This is a genomic window from Agriterribacter sp. (assembly GCF_035444585.1).
Taxonomy (GTDB): Bacteria; Bacteroidota; Bacteroidia; order Chitinophagales; family Chitinophagaceae; genus Agriterribacter.
In genome coordinates, this window is the sequence record NZ_DAOMOZ010000085.1 from 1 (window position 1) to 18,463 (window position 18,463).

Annotated in this window: 18 protein-coding genes; 7 read left to right on the plus strand and 11 right to left on the minus strand. The window is 45.1% G+C overall.

Annotation, left to right across the window (positions count from 1 at the left end):
- Together PLH26_RS10850 and PLH26_RS10855 are read right to left on the minus strand one after the other, a co-directional pair.
- On the minus strand, positions 1-1,603 hold a 1,603-nt coding region (locus tag PLH26_RS10850; protein ID WP_502876380.1), incomplete at its 3' end, for a SecDF P1 head subdomain-containing protein.
- A 324-nt stretch (positions 1,604-1,927) separates the two neighbouring features.
- A complete protein-coding gene (locus tag PLH26_RS10855; RefSeq protein WP_324586037.1) occupies positions 1,928-2,572 on the minus strand; it encodes an NAD(P)-dependent oxidoreductase in 645 nt (214 codons plus the stop codon).
- Between the two features lie 265 nt (positions 2,573-2,837).
- Here PLH26_RS10855 and PLH26_RS10860 point away from each other — a divergent pair, with 265 nt between their 5' ends.
- Together PLH26_RS10860 and PLH26_RS10865 are read left to right on the plus strand one after the other, a co-directional pair.
- Positions 2,838-4,262: a serine hydrolase gene (locus PLH26_RS10860; RefSeq protein ID WP_324586038.1), complete on the plus strand. Its 1,425-nt coding sequence runs from the start codon at positions 2,838-2,840 to the stop codon at positions 4,260-4,262.
- 82 nt (positions 4,263-4,344) lie between these two features.
- On the plus strand, positions 4,345-5,331 hold the full coding sequence (locus PLH26_RS10865) for a glycoside hydrolase family 43 protein (protein WP_324586039.1): 987 nt from the start codon (positions 4,345-4,347) through the stop codon (positions 5,329-5,331).
- Positions 5,332-5,501: 170 nt separating this feature from the next.
- On the opposite strand, the gene PLH26_RS10870 is transcribed toward PLH26_RS10865, so the two are convergent.
- The 3 genes from PLH26_RS10870 to PLH26_RS10880 all read right to left on the minus strand — a co-directional run bounded on the left by PLH26_RS10870 (position 5,502) and on the right by PLH26_RS10880 (position 9,554).
- Positions 5,502-7,544 carry a M13 family metallopeptidase gene (locus PLH26_RS10870; RefSeq protein ID WP_324586040.1) on the minus strand — a complete coding sequence of 681 codons (2,043 nt, stop codon included), beginning with the start codon at positions 7,542-7,544 and terminating at the stop codon, positions 5,502-5,504.
- 100 nt (positions 7,545-7,644) lie between these two features.
- Positions 7,645-8,313, minus strand: a complete 669-nt coding sequence (locus PLH26_RS10875; protein WP_324586041.1) for a YggS family pyridoxal phosphate-dependent enzyme — start codon at positions 8,311-8,313, stop codon at positions 7,645-7,647.
- Between the two features lie 86 nt (positions 8,314-8,399).
- A complete protein-coding gene (locus PLH26_RS10880; RefSeq protein WP_324586042.1) occupies positions 8,400-9,554 on the minus strand; it encodes an acyl-CoA dehydrogenase in 1,155 nt (384 codons plus the stop codon).
- A gap of 226 nt (positions 9,555-9,780) precedes the next feature.
- On the opposite strand from PLH26_RS10880, the gene PLH26_RS10885 reads away from it, so the two are divergent.
- On the plus strand, positions 9,781-10,092 hold the full coding sequence (locus PLH26_RS10885) for a hypothetical protein (protein WP_324586043.1): 312 nt from the start codon (positions 9,781-9,783) through the stop codon (positions 10,090-10,092).
- Between the two features lie 124 nt (positions 10,093-10,216).
- Positions 10,217-11,230 (plus strand): cation diffusion facilitator family transporter, encoded by a 1,014-nt coding sequence (locus PLH26_RS10890; RefSeq protein ID WP_324586044.1) that lies wholly within the window; start codon positions 10,217-10,219, stop codon positions 11,228-11,230.
- A gap of 8 nt (positions 11,231-11,238) precedes the next feature.
- Here PLH26_RS10890 and PLH26_RS10895 read toward each other — a convergent pair whose 3' ends face one another.
- On the minus strand, positions 11,239-11,880 hold the full coding sequence (locus PLH26_RS10895; protein ID WP_324586045.1) for a hypothetical protein: 642 nt from the start codon (positions 11,878-11,880) through the stop codon (positions 11,239-11,241).
- Between the two features lie 180 nt (positions 11,881-12,060).
- Here PLH26_RS10895 and PLH26_RS10900 point away from each other — a divergent pair, with 180 nt between their 5' ends.
- A complete protein-coding gene (locus tag PLH26_RS10900) occupies positions 12,061-13,320 on the plus strand; it encodes a YeiH family protein (RefSeq protein ID WP_324586046.1) in 1,260 nt (419 codons plus the stop codon).
- Positions 13,321-13,539: 219 nt separating this feature from the next.
- Entirely contained in the window at positions 13,540-14,295 is a 756-nt protein-coding gene (locus tag PLH26_RS10905; protein ID WP_324586047.1) for an XRE family transcriptional regulator, read from the plus strand.
- 272 nt (positions 14,296-14,567) lie between these two features.
- Here PLH26_RS10905 and PLH26_RS10910 read toward each other — a convergent pair whose 3' ends face one another.
- From PLH26_RS10910 to PLH26_RS10925, 5 genes are all read right to left on the minus strand, one after another.
- The gene (locus tag PLH26_RS10910) at positions 14,568-14,930 is read right to left on the minus strand and encodes an iron chaperone (RefSeq protein WP_324586048.1); all 363 of its coding nucleotides are present in this window, start codon (positions 14,928-14,930) and stop codon (positions 14,568-14,570) included.
- A 96-nt stretch (positions 14,931-15,026) separates the two neighbouring features.
- Complete coding sequence (locus PLH26_RS21770; protein ID WP_502876381.1) at positions 15,027-15,284, minus strand: zinc-binding dehydrogenase; 258 nt, start codon at positions 15,282-15,284, stop codon at positions 15,027-15,029.
- Complete coding sequence (locus tag PLH26_RS10915) at positions 15,202-15,855, minus strand: NAD(P)-dependent alcohol dehydrogenase (RefSeq protein ID WP_324586049.1); 654 nt, start codon at positions 15,853-15,855, stop codon at positions 15,202-15,204. The genes PLH26_RS21770 and PLH26_RS10915 overlap by 83 nt, the downstream gene beginning before the upstream one ends.
- A gap of 97 nt (positions 15,856-15,952) precedes the next feature.
- Positions 15,953-16,492 (minus strand): chloride channel protein, encoded by a 540-nt coding sequence (locus PLH26_RS10920; protein ID WP_324586050.1) that lies wholly within the window; start codon positions 16,490-16,492, stop codon positions 15,953-15,955.
- A 35-nt stretch (positions 16,493-16,527) separates the two neighbouring features.
- Complete coding sequence (locus PLH26_RS10925; RefSeq protein ID WP_324586051.1) at positions 16,528-16,788, minus strand: hypothetical protein; 261 nt, start codon at positions 16,786-16,788, stop codon at positions 16,528-16,530.
- 58 nt (positions 16,789-16,846) lie between these two features.
- Here PLH26_RS10925 and PLH26_RS10930 point away from each other — a divergent pair.
- A partial coding sequence (locus PLH26_RS10930; protein WP_324586052.1) for a phosphate acyltransferase occupies positions 16,847-18,463 on the plus strand: 1,617 nt, incomplete at its 3' end.

The window sequence follows — 18,463 nt, forward strand, 5'->3', positions numbered from 1 at the left end:
ACATCAGGGCAAATATTACCGCAAAAGAAATGACGAACGACATGGCGCCGCCTTTAACAGCCTCCTTACCCAGTGTAGGCCCCACCATTTGTTCCTGCACAATTCTTGCAGGTGCAGCCAACTGACCCGACTGAAGGATATTTGCCAGGTCGGAGGCTTCTTCTACGGTAAAGCTGCCGGATATCTGGGAGTTACCATCCAGTATGGGATTGATAACGTTAGGCGCTGAATAGATAATATTATCCAGCGCAATGGCTACAGGCTTGTTTACATTTTCTGTAGTGAGATCTGCCCATTTTTTTGTTCCCTGCTTGGTCATCCTGAGCGAAACAGCCGGACGGCCACGCTCATCGTAAGAAATGGTAGACTCCTCCACATCATCTCCTTCGAGCGGCGCTTTATCTCCATCGCGTGTTTTGATCGCGTACAGCGGAAGTACATTTGAAGTAGTTCCTGCCCCCCCGGGTGCAATGCCGTATAAAAACCGGGCATTAGCCGGAAAAATATCCTGAACAGCGTTAAGATTTTCATTTAGTAAAGCAGTGTCTTTTACCGCCACATAAGCGATAGCCGCGTCACCCTGCGGAGCCTGCATCAGTAAACCCAGTATGGTATGGGTTGCTGCAGGCGCCGCGCCCTTGTCCTCTGCCTGGTTCGTATCGGTGGAAAGGTCACTTAATGAAAGTGTTTTAGTGGTATCGGCAGGAGCAGAAGCAACGGCTTGTGTAGTATCCGTGATGGACTTTTGACCTGTGTCGTCAGCCGGTTTGCTGTCGTCGCCCATTTTCTTCAGCGTTTCTTCGGCCTGGGTAAAAGACTGCGCCAGTTCATTGCCTGTGTACACTTCCCAGAACTGCATGTAGGCGGTAGCCTGTAATATTTTACGCACTCTTTCAGGATCATCTTTTACACCCGCCAGCTCTACGCTGATGGTACCCTTGCGCGGATCGGGATTGATATTGGGCTGAGCCACACCAAACTGGTCAATACGCTTGGTCAGTACCCTGAACGTATTTTGAAAGGCTTCTCCTGCCATCGTTCTTAACTTGGAAACGACCTGGTCGTCAGAATCTTCCAGTTTAATATTGCGCTGACCGGCATTGGCAAACAAACCCGACAGCTTTCCAGAAGGATTTACTTCTTTGTATGCTGATGCAAACAGTCCTATATAATCGGCGTCGGTTGTACCCTTACGCTCACTGGCCAGTTCCAGCGCCTTGTTCAGGTTAACATCCTTGGGACTGTTGGAAATGGACCGCAGCAAATTTTCCAGCTCCACTTCAAGGGTTACGCTCATACCACCCTGTAAATCCAATCCCAGGCTTAATTCCTGTTCCTTTGCCTTTTGGTAGCTGGTTGCGCCATTGATACCATAAGTGATGATCTTTCCTTTGGTGCTGTCTAATAAGCGGCTCAACCTGTGTTCATAAGCAGAATCCTTGGCTTCCTGTGAAGCGCCGTTATAATGAGAGTTTACCCAGTTAAGGGCCTGTTTTTCCATCTTCCCCTCGTGGTTGTGCACCACCCATGTAAAATGCAGTTGGTAAAGGGATATAGCAATCAATGCAATCGCAAAAACAGAGACCAAACCTTTCAGTTGCATACAAAAAAGCGTTTACAAAAGTTTAAAGTGGGGGCAAAGATAGGGTTTCAACATGAATTTGTGGTATAAAAACAGTTCTCTGGCAAGTGCTTTTTCTTTCTCAATTGCTTTACAAGCAATGGTTACAGACGCTTGTGAAACCATTAAGAATGATACGCCATATTAAATAAAACTACCATGTACATAAACCCTCAGTTCCATATCTTGAAGCAATTTGGCTTTATATATTAAAAAACGTTTGCGAAACAGGTCGCCGGCAGTAGTATTGTTATGGTTCCAAAAATGAAAATAGTGAGTCATTTTTCAGACTCACTACTGACAAATTTAGGTACTTGCAATGAATGGAGCTTTTTTAATCAATGTGTCGGTTGACAGTTGTTCGACAAGAAAATGTGCCAAATCAGTTGCACTTATTTTATCTCCCGGGCAATCCTCTAAACTAACATTAATCTGACCAGTTTCGTCTGTTTGTTCTATTAAAGGAAGTCTTACCAAAGTCCAATCAACATTACTATTTGACAAAATATCAAATTCGGATTGTTTATTAGCGGTAGAAGTTGGATGATTTTTTCTCATCCAGTCTGTTGCGAAAGCTGTTTTGGAACTTTTATTATCAAAAGGTGTATCAACATTAAGCCCGGTAGTTACAATGTAACGATGAATATTATGCTCATTCATGGCTTCAATAACATTTGCAGTTGATTGACTAAAAATTGTAGGTTCACTTGGAGGCTCACCTAAACCTAAAGTGCTGATCACAGCCTGGCAACCTTCAAGCAATGTGCCCACAGAACTATAATTGGTTACATTGCCTTCAATAACTTCGACAAGTGGACTATTGATTTGGAAATTATATGGATTTCTAAGTAGAATTTTGAATTGAAATCCCTGATTTATCAGATGCTTTACAAGGTACTTTCCCGATTTGCCGGTGCCGCCAATTATTGCGATTTTTATATTACTTTTCATTTTTTCTCTTTATAAAATTTAAGAATACCATTTCTATTCGTACTTGCTCATATAGACAAAACGACCCAACCAAAGCCATTGGATTTTTGTAAAATGAGAATCAATATTTTTATAAAGAGATTTTAATAGTATAAAAATACGAAATAGCTAAACCAAAACAAGACACTTTTGCATTTGACGAAGTGACATTTGCAAAAATATCAGTGCCTTGAAATCCATGAAGCAAGTTCAAAAAGATTTGATAAACGATAATCATTAACTTTAAATGATGCATATAAAACGTGATATCCTATCAGTAACAACGTTCATTGTAATTTCATTCTTTGCCTGTAAAACCACTCAAAAAGCCACAGCCCCTGATAGCAACAATGCCGTTGCGCCAACGGATACCATTAAAATGAAGGACTCCGTCGCTCCCCTTCCTGCCGATACGGCCACAACACAGCCCAAAGACGCCGTTGCTGTAACCACGGAAACGCCCGTACCCCAAAAAGACAGCAGCCGTACAGATGCGTTTTTAGAAGCATTGCTTCAGCAATACCCGCAGTACTTTGATTCAATACTCAGCAAAAGAGCACACTTTAAGGTGCAGATCATTTACACGCAGATAAACCGCGATGCCGACAATACTCCCCATTTTACAGATTATTACTTTCATGTAAATTCAAAGCAATATTTTTATCCCGCTTCTACAGTTAAAATGCCGGTTGCGCTGTTGGCCTTACAGCGGTTGAATGAACTTAATATAGCCGGACTTAACCGCAGTACAGCAATGATAACGGGAAGCGATTACAGTGGTCAGACTGCCGTTTACAATGACCCCACGACCCCGGATGGAAGTCCGTCGGTAGAACAATATATTAAAAAGATATTCCTGGCAAGCGATAACGATGCCTTCAATCGTTTGTATGAATTTTTAGGGCAGCGCTATATCAATGATCAGTTGCACCGCAAAGGATATAAAGACGTACAGATCAATCACCGCCTGAATATTGCGCTACCGGATGATGAGAACCGCCATACCAATCCGGTGCAGTTCCGAAATGCATACGGACAGGTTATTTATGATCAGCCGGGGCAATACAATGCTGCTCCTTATTTACAACGGAACGACCGGCTGGGAAAAGCATACTATAAAAACGGGGCATTGATAAACGGGTCCATGGACTTTTCCATCAAAAACCGTATTTCGCTGGAGGATCTTCACCATATGCTGCGCAGCATACTATTTCCCCAATCGGTCCCCGCAACAGAGCGCTTTACCGTTACACCTGAAGATTACCGCTTTGTATGGCAGTACATGTCGCAATTGCCACAGGAAACCATTTACCCGCCTTACGATTCTTTATATTATGATGCTTCCTGCAAATTTTTATTGCTGGGCGCCGATAAAAACAGCAGGCTGCCGCGTGGTGTTCGCATATTCAATAAGATCGGCGGCGCCTATGGTTTTTTAACCGATGCCGCCTACATAGTGGATTTTGAAAACCAGGCTGAGTTCATGTTAAGCGCTGTTATTTACTGCAACGAGGACGGCATTATCAATGATGGCGCTTATGATTATGCAACAACCGGGTTCCCTTTCATGAAACGCCTGGGTGAAGTGATCTACCGGTACGAACTAAAGCGGGAAAAGAAATATAAGCCAAACCTGTCGGCATTTAAAATACAGTACGATCGCATAAAATGAACGATGGGCAGAGCAGGGTAAAATAAATGTATTCCCTCCGTTTTTTATTAGATCAAAACAATAGTTTCGCAAAAAAGGGATAATGAAAAAAGCAATAGTATTGGGAGTGATATTTGCTTGTTCGCTTAACCTGCACGCACAAAAAAAGAAAGCAACAGAAAAGTCAGGGAATCCTGTTTTCCCCGGGTGGTATGCCGACCCGGAAGGCATCATTTTAAATAATACCTACTGGATCTATCCTACCTGTTCCGCGCCCTATGACAAGCAGGTTTTTTTGGACGCTTTTTCATCACCCGATCTTATTCAATGGACAAAACACAGCCGCATAATAGATACCGCCGCCGTTAAATGGGCCAGGCGTGCCATGTGGGCGCCGGCTATAGTGGAGAAAAAAAACAGGTATTACCTGTTCTTCGGCGCCAATGATATTCAAAGTGATAAAGAAACGGGGGGCATTGGTGTGGCTGTTGCAGATAACCCTTCAGGGCCGTTTAAAGACCACCTGGGCAAGCCACTGGTAGGTAAGTTCCATAACGGGGCGCAGCCTATTGACCAGTTTGTTTTTAAAGACAGCACCGGGCAGTATTATTTAATATACGGCGGGTGGAGACATTGCAATATTGCCAGGCTCAACAATGATTTTACGGGCTTCATTCCTTTTGAAGACGGCACAATATTTAAAGAAATAACACCGGAAGGATATGTTGAAGGCCCTTTTATGTTCATCCGCGATGGCAAATATTATTTTATGTGGTCGGAGGGCGGATGGACAGGTCCCGATTACAGCGTTGCCTATGCCATTGCCGGGTCTCCGTTTGGCCCGTTCAAAAGAATTGGAAAGATACTCCAGCAGGATCCCGGGATTGCCACCGGCGCCGGTCACCATTCGGTGATCAGGGTTCCCGGTAAAGATCAATGGTATATGGTATATCACCGGCGTCCCTTAACCGAAACCGATGGCAACTCAAGAGTAACCTGCATAGACCGTATGTATTTTGATGCAAAAGGGTTTATCAAACCCGTGATCATTACCAATGAAGGTGTTGAAAAAAATAAGTTGTCACAGTGAGAAGTGAAACGTGAGAAGTGAGAGGATGAACCTCTACGCTTCCGGCTTATCGTTTTCCATCTCTCCCCTGAAACCTGTAACCTTGAAACCTGCAACAAAGGCAAAAGGTGTAAGGTGGAGGGTATAAGGTAGGGCTGCCCTGAAACCTGCAACCTGTAACCCGTCTCCCCTCACCATATCTTCGCTCTTACACTGTCGGCACGGTACATTTTATCGCCCGGCTGTACATTAAATGCATTGTAAAACGCCGGCATGTTTGAAACCGGCCCGTTCGCCCTGTATTTTGGCGGTGAATGCGGATCAAGCAGCAATCTTTCTCTTACGGCAGCATCCCTGAATTTGGCACGCCATACATTGGCGAAGGATAAAAAGAAGCGCTGATCGGGTGTAAGCCCGTCTGTCTTTTCATCGCTTTTACCCTGCGGAGTATTTTTAAACGCCTCGTAAGCGATCATCAAACCACCAATATCGGCAATATTCTCCCCTAATGTTAACCTGCCGTTTACATGCATACTGTCCAGCATTGTATATGCATCATACTGGTCAATTACCACTTTTGCTTTTTGGTTAAACAACTCCGCATCCTTGTTCGTCCACCAGTCGTGAAGGTTGCCGTTTGCATCATACTGCCGGCCCTGGTCGTCGAAGCCATGCGTCATTTCATGCCCGATAATCGCGCCTATAGCCCCATAGTTAATGGCATCATCCGCGGCATTATTAAAAAATGGCGGCTGAAGGATCCCTGCCGGGAATGCGATCTCATTAAATGAAGGATTATAATAGGCATTTACTTCAGACGCATTCATAAACCATTCCGTCCGGTCTACCGGTTTATCAATTTTAGCCAGCTCTCTTTTGAATTCATAAATTTTTAACTGCCTCATGTTATTGAAATGATCGCTCCTGCTGATATGCACACCGGCATAATCTTTCCACTTGTCGGGATACCCTATTTTTTTTACAAAGCTGTTAAGCTTGTTCAGGGCTTTTTCCCTGGTGCTGTCGCTCATCCAGTCTAAGTTCCTTATCCTGCTTTCATATACGCGCTGCAGGTTGTTTACCAGGTCGAGCATTCTTTTTTTAGCGTCGGCCGGAAAATATTTATTTACATACACCCTGCCCAGCAGGTCGCCTGCCAGGTTGTCTACAATGCCCGTTGCCTTTTTCCAGCGGGCTGGTTTTTCTTCGATACCCCTTAACGTCTTCCTGTAAAATAAAAACTGCAGGTCTTCGAAAGGATTGCCCAGCGATGCCTCTTCTATTACACCCAGTTTGAGCTTATTTTTCCATACCTCCGGCGGAGCAGATCGCAGTTGCCTGCCCAGCTCTTTAAAATAATCCGGCTGACCCACCAATACAGTATCTGTGTTTGCGCCATAGGTTTTAATAAACTGATCCCAGTTTATGCCCGGCGTTAGTACATTAAGATCTTTTACCGCGAACTTGTTGTAATTTTTTACGGGGTCTCTCAGTTCAACCGGAGTGGAATGCGATTTGGCCAATGCGGTTTCCAGCTCAAGAATAGCCGAGGCATTTTTTGCTGCCGTTAGGCTATCCAGTCCAATAGCTTTAAACATACCGGTAACATAGTGTACAAATTCGCTGCGGATGTGTTTTGTTTTCTCATCATCATTCAAATAATAGTCTCTGCCGGGGAGCGATAACCCCGACTGCGAGAACTGCAGCTTATTAACAGCAGCATTTCTGTCATCCGCCCCAACATAAGCGCCGAACATGTTCCCGCCGCCCCGGCTGTATTCATAAGCACATTCCTTAACAATGTCTGCAGCAGAAGATAATCCGTCAATCCGTTTAAGGTCATTGGCAACGGGGGCATACCCTTCCTTATCAATAGCCGATGAATCCATTGCGCCTGCATACAGATCACCCATCATCTGCCCGGGCGACCCTTTCGAAAAATTATTGCCTGCGGCGGATTCCTCCAGCATGGCGTGCAATTTTTTCCTGTTGTCTTCATACAATATATGAGCTTCACCCCAGCCGGACTGGTCGGCGGGGATAACCGTGTTTTGATACCATTTGCCATTGGCATACGAAAAGAAGTCCTCGCCTGCCGCTACCGTTGAGTCCATGCCTGCAAAACCAATGAAAGGTCCGCTCTTTATTTGTGAAGATCTGTCTTTACATGATGGTAAGCTTATCATGAAGAGCATGGATAAAATAATCCACGTTGCTTTTTTAACCGCATACATACAAATCTGTTTTCTTTTTGAATGAAGCAGTTAAAGGAAAGACAATTATATTAAAAATGCAACAGAACCTGCTACAAATTTTAAAGCGCGATCCATGCGCCTAATTCCTGGCGCCAAATAACAAACTGCCCAGCCTAACCATATTGCTGCCCTCTTCGATGGCAATAGTATAATCATTGCTCATGCCTATGGAGAGCGTGGTGAGTGGTGGGCGTAAGGCAGGTTCCGCGGGCAATGAGATCTGATCGTATAATGATCTCAGGTATTGAAATTCTTTTCTTATGATCGCCCTGTCATCTGTTAATGAAGCCATGCCCATCAGTCCTTTTATCGCCACATTGTTTAACCCCGGAAGACTTTTCATTATTTCTCCAAGCTCATTTTCGTCCAGCCCGAATTTTGTTTCTTCACGGGCTATATGCACCTGGAGCAGTACGGGAATGGTTCGGTTGCGTTTGAGCGCCTGCTTATTGATCTCAACCAACAGCCTCTGGCTGTCTACGCCATGAATTAAATGAACAAAATCCGCTATATCCTTTACCTTATTGCGCTGCAGGTGACCAATAAAGTGCCAGCGGATATCACCGGGCAGTTGCTTTTGCTTTTCCACGAGCTCCTGCACATAATTTTCGCCAAAATCGCGTTGGCCCATATCATACAAAGTCTGTACATCACCAACAGGCCTGGTTTTAGATACCGCAACCAATATTACCTTTTTACTGTCCAGGTCTTTCCTTATACTTTGATATGCCTCTATATTTGCCGCCATATTTTTTTTCTTATTACTTTAATCCCTGAAACCTGTACCCTGCAACACCTCACACCCTACACCTTCCACCCCACACCCTACCCCTCTCACTTCAATATCCCCCTTCCGATCACTATTCTTTGCACTTCGCTGGTACCTTCATATATCTGCGTGATCTTTGCATCGCGCATCAGGCGTTCCACATGATATTCTTTTACATAACCATACCCGCCATGGATCTGTACCGCTTCCGTTGTAACCCACATTGCCGTTTCGGAAGCATATACTTTTGCCATAGAGCTGCTTAACGTATAATCGTCACCGTTGTCTTTTTCCCATGCGGCCCGCAGGCACAACAGCCGCGCGGCTTCAATGCGGGTTGCCATATCTGCCAGCTTAAACTGTATGGCCTGGTGCCGGGCGATCTCTGTACCAAAGGCTTTGCGTTGCTTTGCATAGTCAACAGCTCTTTCATAAGCCCCCGAAGCTATGCCCAGGGCCTGTGCTGCAATACCGATGCGGCCGCCGGCCAGTGTTTTCATGGCAAAGGCAAATCCAAAGCCGTCATCGCCGATACGGTTCTGTTTGGGTACTTTTACATCCTGGAACATGATGCTGTGCGTATCGCTTCCCCTGATACCCAGTTTGTTTTCTTTTGCACCAACCGTTATGCCCTCCCTGTTTTTTTCTACAATAAAAGTATTAATGCCCTTGCTGCCCTTTGATGCATCTGTTTGCGCCATTACCAGGTACACGCTGGCCGTTTTACCGTTGGTGATCCAGTTCTTGGTTCCGTTCAATATATAATGATCGCCCTTGTCTTCGGCTATGGTATGCTGTGAGGTTGCATCACTCCCTGCTTCGGGTTCGCTCAGCAAAAAAGCCCCCAGGTATAAGTTTCCATCCTTACGGCCCTGTGCCAGTGGCGTAAGGTATTGCCGCTTTTGCGCTTCGCTGCCGTATTTTTCCAAACCCCAGCAAACCAGGCTGTTGTTAACACTCATGCATACGCTTACACTTGCATCTACCTTACTTATCTCTTCCATTGCCAGCACATAACTGATGGTATCCATACCTGCGCCTCCGTATTCGGGCGCGGTCATCATTCCCATAAAGCCCAGCTCCGCTAATTTTAAAACCTGTGCTTCGGGAAACTGCTGCTTCTCATCTCTTTCTATTACACCAGGCAGGCACTCATTTTGCGCAAAATCGCGTGCCGCTTTTTGAATCATCAATTGTTCTTCATTCAACCGGAATTGCATGATGCTGCTATTTTAAAAAACAAAAATACAGGAATTGAACTAACAACCGTTCACCTTCGCCGTCAGGCATAGTTCAGCAACTGTCTGCTACCATTTTACCTGAATGTCTCCGTCATACGACCATTGTAAAGCAGTAGTTAATGAAGGCTCATTAACAACCCGTTACATACGCCAACAACATTCTGGAATTAATTATGCTGTATAATTTCAATAAAAAATTACAATTATGAAAAAGATCATTCTCGCCTGTTTTATTATGCTCTTCAGCGGGACCGCTCTGTTTGCACAGCAAACCCAACCTGCTCAGCCGGCACAGGAAAAAACAAAGACAGCTAAAAAAGAAGTTGCACATGCAAAAACACATGCTGTAACAGCGGACCATCAAAAACAAACAACCGCTGCGGTCAAGGAATCTTCAACCACAGCAACTGCCACACCTTTAAAGAAAGAGGGCAAAGATAAACAGTATAAGAAGCACAACCGGCATGTAAAAAAAGACGGCACCACAGGCAAAAGGTCTCCCAAAAATAAACGATAGCCGGAAGTACGGACAAGAGAGCAATGCAAGGCTTGCTGAATACGAATTCAGCGGCCTTTTTTTATTTTCATGAAGCCCGCTTCCATAAAAAGATAAAAAATACCTTTACCCCAAATATTCACTATTGCATACTGCCCGCATCAATCTGCGCCTGCAAAAGACAGTAACTGTTATAGCAGTGGCTTTATTCATCATCAAGATCATTGCGTGGTATCTTACCCGCTCTGTAGCAGTGCTTACAGATGCCCTGGAAAGTACGGTTAATGTAACAGCAGGATTTATCAGTCTTTTTGGTTTGTATATTGCTGCCAAACCGCGCGATGCCAATCATCCTTACGGCCACGGCAAGGCCGAATTTTTATCAGCAGCCGTAGAAGGTGTACTGATGATGATAGCAGGAGTCTTTATAGTATATGAAGCTATCCATCATTTCATCTATCCCCGGGAGTTAAAAAAATTAGATTATGGTATTTTCCTCGTAGCCGTTACAGCCGTCATCAATTATATAACCGGTAGCTATTGTATAAAAACGGGAAAGCAAAACGATTCCCTCGCACTGGTTGCCAGCGGAAAGCATTTGCAAAGCGATACATGGTCTACACTGGGTATCATGGCAGGGCTGGCCCTCATATGGTTTACCCGCCTGCAATGGATAGACAGCCTGGTTGCCGCAGGGTTCTCGCTCTTTATTATTTATACGGGTTACCGCATCGTAAGAAGCTCTGTTGCCGGTATAATGGATGAAGCAGATAAGGCACTGCTGCAAAGAATGGTAGCGCTGCTCAATGCCAACAGGCGCGTAAACTGGATTGATCTGCACAACCTGCGCATCATTAAATACGGCAATGTGCTGCATATGGATTGTCATCTCACAGTACCCTGGTATCTTAATGTAAAAGAAGCCCATGCCGAAATGGACGCGCTTTCATTGCTGATACAAAAAGAATTCGGCGAATCGGTTGAGCTTTTCATCCACGCAGATGCCTGCCTCAGCTTCTCCTGCAGTATATGTCAGAAGATGGAATGCACGGTGAGGCAACATCCGTTTGAGAAAAGAATAGAATGGACCATTGAAAATATCTCACGTAACACCCGCCATACAAATGAAGATAATACCGGGATGCAGCAAACGATCTAAAAAAAGGGCTACGAAGGCAGTATTACCAGCGGAAGTGAACCATCGTGAACGAGCCGGTCAATCAGAAATTTCCGGAAAAGCCGGTCGGTTAATGATCTGGAGCCTTTTTGGACCACCAGAGCGGTATCACTGTTTATCTGAACATTCCTCCTGATCTCATTAAAAACGTTTGCTCCTTTGAAAATGCTGTAGCCCGAGGGTATCTTTTCGTTATACCTTTCCTGAAGCACCCTCAGATAGGCTCCGGCTTCGTTTGCCACTTTCTCCGACTGAATGACAGACATAAATCTGATCTCCTCAATGCTGCCGCTGAACGTATCAAGGAAGTTGTTAAAAGCCGGTTCATTGAGCGCATACCTGTCGTTAATGGTAACAACTATATGTTTGGGAACGAGGTTACACAATTTGCTCGATGCCGTGCAAAGCTTGTCGGGAACAGCTACCGTTATTGCATTCAATTCGTTTATAATTTTCGTGGCAGTGCTTCCCATTAATATCTTTTTTAACATCCCCGTTCCCTTAATGCCAAGGATCACATAATCATTAAAACCCTGTTTCATCAGGTCGGATATTTCAAGCAGCAGGTTTCTTTCTGTGACGTGAAATTTTACACTCATATCTTCCGTAAATTTTCCTTCCGCCAGTTTCATCAGGGGGCGAACCCGTTTTGAGCATGCGCTTTGATGCGCCGGGTAATGATTGCATTTGCAGTTGGCTTAATATTTATGCGTACATGAATCTTGTAACAGCATTAATATACATGCCGCATACAATGATAAAATATCAGGATACTAAAAATATTATTTTACATTAGCGCAAAAATTTTATTCATGGCTGCACAAAGAAAAGGAATAGCTGTTACAGAAGACTGGACGGTGGTGATACTGGGCTTTGCACTTATACTTCTGGCTATCGCAGGACTATACTTCCCGTTACCGGCTTTTAAATGGAGCAACACAGAGCAATTATTCAGTAAAGTATTTTCAGCGCACAACCTTGCAGAGATAGGCCTGCAATTTGTAATTACATTCGTTATCGCTATAGCGGGAACCTGGCTAACGGGAAGGTCTATACGAAACCTGGCATTTGTATTCCCCGTTGTTTTTGTGCTTACCGTAATTGCCCTCGTAATAACGGGCAATAAAACCATGAACGATCTTAACCTCGAATCGGTGATCTTTAGTCTGGCCATCGGATTGCTTATCGGCAATACCATGAAGCTGCCCGACTGGTTCAGGCAAACATTAACCACCGAAATGTTCGTAAAGATCGGGCTGGTGCTGCTGGGCACTGCGATCATTTTTTCGGACGTGCTGAAAGCCGGTTCCAAAGGACTCTTGCAAGCTGTTATTGTGGTATTGGCTGTATGGTATTTTGCATTCTGGATCTGCAAAAAGCTTAAAATTGATGCAGAACTGGGCATGATGCTTTCCAGCGCCGTTTCCATCTGCGGCGTATCGGCTGCCATCGCTACTTCGGGCGCCATAAAAGGCGATCCTAAAAAGCTGTCGTATATCGTTTCACTGGTACTGATCACCGCTATTCCGATGATGATCTTCATGCCCTATATTGCTTTGTATTTTGACTTCCCCGAAACGGTAACCGGCGCCTGGCTGGGTGGAACAATTGATACAACCGGCGCTGTAGTAGCTTCAGGAACCCTGGTTGGGGAAGAAGCTTTAAAGATCAGCACCATTGTAAAATTTTCGCAGAATGTATTACTGGGATTAGCGGCTTTTGCCATATCTGTTTACTGGACCTACTCCAAAAAGAGCAATATCCCCGGCGTTGACCAGAAACCTACGCTGGGATTGATATGGGAACGCTTTCCAAAATTTGTAGTGGGCTTTGTTGCCGCATCGCTGCTCTTTTCCTTTATAATAGATCCATCCATAGTTGCAACGGTTAAAGCACCATTGAAAAATATTCAAACGCTTTGGTTCTCCCTTGCCTTTACCAGCATAGGGCTGGAAACCAATTTCAGGGATCTGTTTCAAAACAACAACCGCAAACCGCTGTATGCTTTTTTGATCGCACAATTTTTCAATATCATTTTTACATTGATCATTGCCATGATATTGTTCGGGTAGGGGATGTGGGCTTCAGCAGTCGGTCTTTTGGCAATCAGCAATCAGCAAATACCAATAGCAAGCTGAATTTTTGTACTGCTCATAGCTCCTATGTTTGCCGATTGCTGACCGCTGATTGATTGCCGGCAGCTCCCCTGCAAAAGCAAATCTTAAATTTTTAGCAAAAAAATTTTGTAATAACTAATAGTATTAGTATTATTGTGTACTAAAATAATTAGTATGGCACAATCGCTTGCTGGTCAAAATCTGAAATACCTTCGCAAACTGCGTGGATGGACGCAGGAAGAGTTTGCCAATAAGTTAGGCATTAAACGGTCCCTGGTGGGTGCCTATGAAGAGGAGCGTGCAGATCCCCGTATTGATGTGCTGGAAAAGCTGGGCGATATGTTCAAGCTTACGCTGGACGACCTGTTGCGGAAAGACCTGAGTGAAGCAAAAGGCAATTACCTGGCCAGACGAAGGCAGCAAAAATTAATGTCGGAGAACAATCTCATCCATTTTGTGCCGGTAAAAGCTGCTGCGGGCTACCTTGCGGGATATGCCGATACGGAATTCATTGACGAGCTCAATACATTTACGCTGCCCATGCTGGCAGGAGGCAATTACCGGGCATTTGAGATCGTGGGCGACAGCATGCTGCCCACACCCAGCGGCTCTATCATTGTAGGTGAAAAAGTAAACAGCCTTGATGATGCCAAAAACAGCACTGCATTCATTGTGGTATCCCGCAATGAGGGCATTGTGTACAAGCGCATTGAAAAAAGCAACCGCAATAAAAGCAAGATCACCCTGGTAAGTGACAACCCATCCTACCAGCCCTACCAGGTAAATACGGAAGATGTTCTGGAATTGTGGCAGGCGCAAATGGTCATCACCAAAGTGGCCAGCCAGCAGCGCTGGGATGTTAACCAACTGGCTTCATTGGTAAGCAATCTGCAGGAACAGGTAACCGTGCTGAAGAAGAAGTACAATTGATCTCCCGCTAGGTAAAGAAAGGGAGCGTGATATGTAATAGCGTGCCGGTTTATATGCTCCCTGTTCTTTTGGCGTTTTGGTATAACGCAATGTGGGAATGATTGCAATATTTCTTAAAATGCCTTTAGGCATATCGCATTGGTAGCTAACAAAAGCAGGCTGCAGCAAATGCCGCAGGCATGACACCTGTTCCGGCTCATCTTATTTTCTCCTGCCGGGATATAATATGGCAGATCTCCACCCCCCATGCTGTACTAACTACCACTGTTCCACTACCTGCTTACCGCACTGTTCTCTTTTACTCTGAACTTTACTATCCTTGCAATTAAGCTGTATGGAATGGACTTGTTTAACGGGAACTGAACGGAGCCTTTTCCCTGCTTGTATTTCGAAAGTTCCCGGGCAAATTGTTCATGCCCGGTTGGGGTGGCATAAAAGCCGATATGCTTTTCATAACCTGCAAAGTATACCAGCGGTTTTTCGTTCAATTTGTAAGCGGGCATCTGGTAGCTGATGCTTTCAACCGCTTCAGGGGCATTTTCCTTTATGGTGGCCCGCACTTTGCTTAAAAGCAATTGGGTGGTTTGGGGAAAAGAGTGTATGTAGTCATCCACATTTTTAAAATTCCCTTTCATTTTTTTGATCTTTTTCCTGTTACAAAAGCATAGGGCTTGCGACAAGCTGTGTATTGGCCATGAAATACCTGCAACCGGAACGGGCGGCAATACAAGTTACAAAAATTCAGTTTTATTCACGTTGCCCATTGTTATAATTACGTTCCCTGTTTTTTGTCTTGTTTCAACATACCGGTAAGCTTCAACAATTTGTTCTAAAGGGTAGCTCCTGTCAATAAGCGGCTTATATTTTCCCGATGCTACCAGGTTTTTTAAAAAAACAACATCGTCCTCATTGATTGCAGGAATGGGAAACAATACTTTTTTGCCACCCAGCAATGGCGTTACAATAGCCAGGAAAGGATTCTGCGACATGTAGCCCAGTTCCGTTTGTATCGCAAACGGCTGTAACATCAGCCTCAAAATATTTTAAAAGCTGTATCGCTGCAGAGCCTATAGCGCCGGTACCTCCGTTAACCAGTATTTCCTGTCCGCTCCCGATCTTTGCTGCCCTTATATTGCACAATGCATAATGGGCGCCTTCCGTAATGGGAGCCGCTTCTTCATACGATATACCGGGAGGTATCGTTGCCAAAGCGTCATGCTCAGCCATGATCATATACTCGGCATGTGCCCCGAACTTTGAGTCGTTGTAACCCAATACCCTGTCGCCGGCTTTGAAATGAGTTACTGCTTTGCCTGTTGTTTCAATTTCTCCCGCAAATTCGCAGCCCAGGATCCTGTTCCGGGGTTTGAGCAGCCCGCTGAAAAACCTCACGATAAAATACCCGGCGCTCCTGAAACCGCAGTCGGTGCGGTTAACCGTTGCCGCATGAACTTTAATAAGCACTTCATTTTCCTTTGGAACAGGTTTTTCTGTCTCTCTAACCTGAACCACTTCCGGTGGCCCGTACCGTTCGTAAACAGCAGCTTTCATTTTCCTCATCTGTATGCAGTCATTATTTTGGTAAACTTAGCCCAATGCCGTGGATTGCGGAACAGACACTGAAGAATTAAAATAGATTTAATCTGATGTCTGCATTTTACTCATACAGGTCTCCCTGCTTGGCCGGTATCTCGCGGTATTTGTTAAACAGCTTTGTTTTGGAAAGAAAGCCTAAAAACGCCCTGTCTTTATTGAGCACCGGCAGGTACCAGCTCCGGCTGATATCAAATTTTTCCATTACCGAAAGCATAGGCTCATCATCAAATAAGATCCCGGGTGGCTTTTTCATAGCGGACTTTACCGATATTTTATTAAACTGTTCCGGCTGGAAGAGCTTTTGCTTGATGTCATTCAATTCAATGATCCCGGTAAACTTTCCCTTAGTGTCCGGTACCGCTAAAATTATTCTTGAACACAGCGTACCCACTACTGAAGCTGTGATCAGAGGGATAAAGTGGCTCACAACAACCGTTTCGGTAAGCAACACTTCGATGGCGAAAATAACGCCTGCTATGGGAGCATTAAATACCGCTGCTATTCCTGCGGCGGCGCCACAGGCTATAAGCAATGTACGTTCCCTGTAATTGAGCTCGTGTATCCGTGCGATATTGGAGCCCACGGCCGAACCGGTTGCCACTATCGGCGCTTCAAGCCCTATGGATCCTCCCAGCCCTACGAGCTGGTAACAATGTGCGCGTAAGTATGCCGGAATGGTATGAAAGAAGATTTTTGTGCGATGGCCTTCAGCACCATGGCTATACCCTTATCCAGGCTACCGCCTGATATTTTTCGGATTACAGTAACGGTAAGCAGCAAACCCAATGCGGGAAACAGCAAATAAGAAAATCTTGACACGGGGATCCCTTCAATCCATAGCTGTACATCATGTACCAGTGTTTTCAACGCAACAGCAGCCAGCCCGTATGCCGGCAACCATTGTGCAATCTGAAATGGTTATGTTTTACTTACCTTGTGTTGCAATACTATTGACATGTCAAAAGCGCTGAGGAAACAACAGGCACTGGAATACCATTCCAAAGGCAGACCTGGCAAAATTGAAGTAGTGCCTACCAAAGATGCAAAAACACAAAGAGATCTTTCATTGGCCTATTCACCGGGAGTAGCGGAGCCCTGTAAAGAGATCAGGCAAAATGTGGAATCGGTTTATAAGTATACAGCCAGGGGCAACCTGGTAGCTGTGATCAGCAATGGTACAGCTGTACTGGGATTGGGTGATATTGGCCCCGAAGCGGGGAAACCGGTAATGGAAGGAAAGGGTGTACTGTTTAAGGTGTTTGCCGATATTGATGTATTTGACATTGAGATCAATGAAAAAGATCCGGAAAAATTTGTACAAATTGTACGATCGCTGGAACCTACTTTTGGCGGGATCAATCTCGAAGACATTAAGGCGCCTGAATGTTTCTATATTGAAAAAGCGCTGAAGGAGGTCATGAATATCCCTGTGATGCACGACGACCAGCATGGCACAGCTATTATCAGCTCTGCAGCATTGATCAATGCACTTGAATTGCAGGGCAAAAAAATTGATAAGGTAAAGTTTGTGGTAAACGGCGCCGGGGCTGCTGCCATGGCCTGTGTGCAGCTATATGAGGCCCTCGGCGCTAAAAGCGGCAATTTTATCATGTTCGATAAAGAGGGGGTGCTGTACCAGGGGCGGGAAGACCTGGATGAGATAAAGCAGCGTTTTGCTGTAACCCGTAAAAAACAGCTCAGCCTAAAAGATGCCATGCAGGGAGCCGACGTTTTTATTGGGTTAAGCGCGGCAAACACCGTTACGCCCGAAATGATCAGGTCTATGGCAAAAAAGCCCGTGGTATTTGCCCTGGCCAATCCCGATCCCGAAATTACTTGGGAAGCGGCTACGGATTCCCGTAAGGATATCATTATAGCAACGGGCCGCAGTGATTATCCCAACCAGGTGAACAATGTGCTGGGCTTTCCTTATATTTTCCGCGGGGCACTGGATGTAAGAGCAACACAGATCAATGAGGACATGAAGATGGCGGCGGTAAACGCCCTGGCAAACCTGGCCAAAACACCTGTGCCCGATATTGTAACCCTGGCATACGGTGAAAAAAACATGGTGTTTGGCCCAAATTATATCATACCCAAACCACTTGATCCGCGGCTGATCTCCACCATTTCACCCGCTGTAGCCAAAGCTGCGATGCAGAGCGGCGTGGCGAAACATCGCATAGAAGACTGGGAAAAGTATAAAATTGAACTGGACGGGCGTTTGGGAAATGATAACCAGTTGTTCAGGGTAATTGGAAGCAAAGCAAGAAAAGATCCACGCCGCGTGGTTTTTGCCGAAGCCGACAATGTGAAGATCCTTAAAGCAGCACAAATTGTGCTCGATGAAAATATCGCCTATCCTATACTGCTGGGTGAAGAAAAAAAGATACTTAAAATTGCCGGTGAAAACGGCATTGACCTCGATGGCATACCTGTAATTGACCCCCGGAGCGAGGAGTGCGACAAAACAAGGCATGAGTATGCTGCCCTGTACTTCAAAAAGAGGCAACGCCGCGGCATCAACCGTTACGAGGCATCCAAGATCATGAAAGACAGGATCCGCTTTGCC

Bases quoted from the DNA above. Each gene is read 5' to 3' on its own strand.
- PLH26_RS10855 (WP_324586037.1), bottom strand. From the start codon at position 2,572: ATGAAAAGTAATATAAAAATCGCAATAATTGGCGGCACCGGCAAATCG.
- PLH26_RS10860 (WP_324586038.1), top strand. From the start codon at position 2,838: ATGATGCATATAAAACGTGATATCCTATCAGTAACAACGTTCATTGTA.
- PLH26_RS10865 (WP_324586039.1), top strand. From the start codon at position 4,345: ATGAAAAAAGCAATAGTATTGGGAGTGATATTTGCTTGTTCGCTTAAC.
- PLH26_RS10870 (WP_324586040.1), bottom strand. From the start codon at position 7,544: ATGTATGCGGTTAAAAAAGCAACGTGGATTATTTTATCCATGCTCTTC.
- PLH26_RS10875 (WP_324586041.1), bottom strand. From the start codon at position 8,313: ATGGCGGCAAATATAGAGGCATATCAAAGTATAAGGAAAGACCTGGAC.
- PLH26_RS10880 (WP_324586042.1), bottom strand. From the start codon at position 9,554: ATGCAATTCCGGTTGAATGAAGAACAATTGATGATTCAAAAAGCGGCA.
- PLH26_RS10885 (WP_324586043.1), top strand. From the start codon at position 9,781: ATGAAAAAGATCATTCTCGCCTGTTTTATTATGCTCTTCAGCGGGACC.
- PLH26_RS10895 (WP_324586045.1), bottom strand. From the start codon at position 11,880: ATGAAACTGGCGGAAGGAAAATTTACGGAAGATATGAGTGTAAAATTT.
- PLH26_RS10900 (WP_324586046.1), top strand. From the start codon at position 12,061: ATGGCTGCACAAAGAAAAGGAATAGCTGTTACAGAAGACTGGACGGTG.
- PLH26_RS10905 (WP_324586047.1), top strand. From the start codon at position 13,540: ATGGCACAATCGCTTGCTGGTCAAAATCTGAAATACCTTCGCAAACTG.
- PLH26_RS10910 (WP_324586048.1), bottom strand. From the start codon at position 14,930: ATGAAAGGGAATTTTAAAAATGTGGATGACTACATACACTCTTTTCCC.
- PLH26_RS21770 (WP_502876381.1), bottom strand. From the start codon at position 15,284: ATGTCGCAGAATCCTTTCCTGGCTATTGTAACGCCATTGCTGGGTGGC.
- PLH26_RS10915 (WP_324586049.1), bottom strand. From the start codon at position 15,855: ATGAGGAAAATGAAAGCTGCTGTTTACGAACGGTACGGGCCACCGGAA.